The sequence below is a fragment of the Escherichia sp. WS1450 genome, assembly GCF_046487395.1.
In the GTDB taxonomy this organism is placed as follows: Bacteria; Pseudomonadota; Gammaproteobacteria; order Enterobacterales; family Enterobacteriaceae; genus Escherichia; species Escherichia coli.
The window spans coordinates 1-1,791 of sequence record NZ_JBJQJO010000102.1 but is presented as its reverse complement, the minus strand read 5'-3'; the positions used below and the strand labels follow the sequence as shown (position 1 = coordinate 1,791).

Annotated in this window: 2 protein-coding genes and 1 pseudogene; all 3 read left to right on the top strand. The window is 57.6% G+C overall.

All coding sequences use genetic code 11. The annotated features are described in order from the left end of the window. Position 1: 1 nt before the first annotated feature. A complete protein-coding gene (locus ACJHYR_RS27610) occupies positions 2-1,012 on the top strand; it encodes a baseplate J/gp47 family protein (RefSeq protein WP_410233209.1) in 1,011 nt (336 codons plus the stop codon). Further along, on the top strand, positions 1,003-1,587 hold the full coding sequence (locus ACJHYR_RS27605) for a YmfQ family protein (RefSeq protein ID WP_000383557.1): 585 nt from the start codon (positions 1,003-1,005) through the stop codon (positions 1,585-1,587). The genes ACJHYR_RS27610 and ACJHYR_RS27605 overlap by 10 nt, the downstream gene beginning before the upstream one ends. A 3-nt stretch (positions 1,588-1,590) precedes the next feature. Beyond that, a pseudogene (stfP, locus tag ACJHYR_RS27600) lies at positions 1,591-1,791 on the top strand (protein StfP); the annotation flags it as partial.

Below are 1,791 nucleotides of genomic sequence, written 5' to 3'. Positions count from 1 at the left end.
TATGCTCCGTAACGATTTATTCGCCAGGCTGGACGTCAGCGACACGCTCCGGCGCATGGATGAAGACGTGCGGGCAAAGGTGTATGCGGCGGCGCTGCATACGGTTTACGGGTACATCGATTATCTGGCAATGAATATGCTGCCTGACCTGTGCGATGAGTCCTGGCTGGCGCGACATGCTGCGCTGAAACGGTGTCCGCGCAAGGGGGCCACGGCTGCCAGCGGGTATATGCGCTGGGAAGGTGTCAGCGATGGCCTGAAGGTGACTGCCGGGAGCGTGATTCAGCGCGATGACCTGGTTCAGTACACGGCAACTGCCGATGCAACCAGCTCCGGTGGTGTCCTGCGCGTGCCGATCGCCTGCTCAAGTGCAGGCGCGGTCGGTAACGCTGACGACGGTACGTCATTAATCCTGGTCACGCCGGTGAATGGTCTGCCGTCTTCCGGCGTGGCAGATACCCTGACAGGTGGATTTGATACTGAAGAGCTGGAAACGTGGCGCGCCCGCGTCATTGAGCGGTATTACTGGACGCCTCAGGGCGGGGCTGACGGGGACTATGTCGTCTGGGCTAAAGAAGTGCCCGGCATTACCCGCGCATGGACATACCGTCACTGGATGGGAACGGGAACTGTCGGTGTGATGATTGCCAGCAGTGACCTGATTAATCCCATTCCGGAAGAATCAACGGAAACGGCGGCAAGACAACATATCGAGCCACTGGCCCCGGTGGCAGGCTCTGATTTGTATGTGTTCAGGCCGGTGGCACATACGGTGGATTTTCATATCCGCGTGACGCCGGACACACCGGAAATACGGGCTGCCATCACCGCGGAGTTGCGTTCGTTCCTGCTGCGTGATGGTTATCCGCAGGGAGAACTGAAGGTATCGCGTATCAGTGAGGCGATTTCCGGTGCGAACGGGGAATACAGCCATCAGTTGCTTGCACCGGCAGACAATATCTCCATTGCAAAAAATGAACTGGCGGTTCTGGGGACGATTTCATGGACGTGACAAACGATGATTACATCCGTCTGTTGTCGGCACTGTTGCCCCCCGGTCCGGCGTGGTCAGCCAGCGATCCGGCGATTGCCGGTGCGGCACCGTCATTAACCCGTGTTCATCAGCGTGCGGATGCCCTGATGCGGGAGCTGGATCCGCGCACCACCACTGAACTGATAAACCGCTGGGAGCGTCTGTGCGGTCTGCCGGATGAATGTATTCCCGCAGGGACACAGACCCTTCGTCAGCGTCAGCAACGGCTGGATGCGAAGGTTAACCTGGCGGGCAGCATCAACGAGAATTTTTATCTTGCACAGCTTGCTGCCCTGGGCAGACCAGATGCCAACATCACGCGATACGACAAAAGCACGTTCACCTGCTCATCGGCCTGTACTGACGCGGTGAATGCGCCGGAATGGCGGTATTACTGGCAGGTCAACATGCCAGCTGCCACCAACACCACCTGGATGACATGTGGCGATCCCTGTGATTCCGCACTGCGTATCTGGGGCGACACCGTTGTCGAGTGTGTGCTTAACAAACTCTGCCCGTCGCATACCTACGTAATTTTTAAATATCCGGAGTAATCCATGCATCGTATAGACACGAAAACCGCGCAGAAGGATAAGTTCGGCGCGGGTAAGAACGGTTTTACCCGTGGTAACCCCCAGACCGGCACACCTGCCACCGATCTGGATGATGACTACTTTGACATGTTGCAGGAAGAACTTTGTAGCGTGGTGGAGGCCTCCGGTGCCAGCCTGGAGAAGGAGCGGCACGACCAGTTGCTT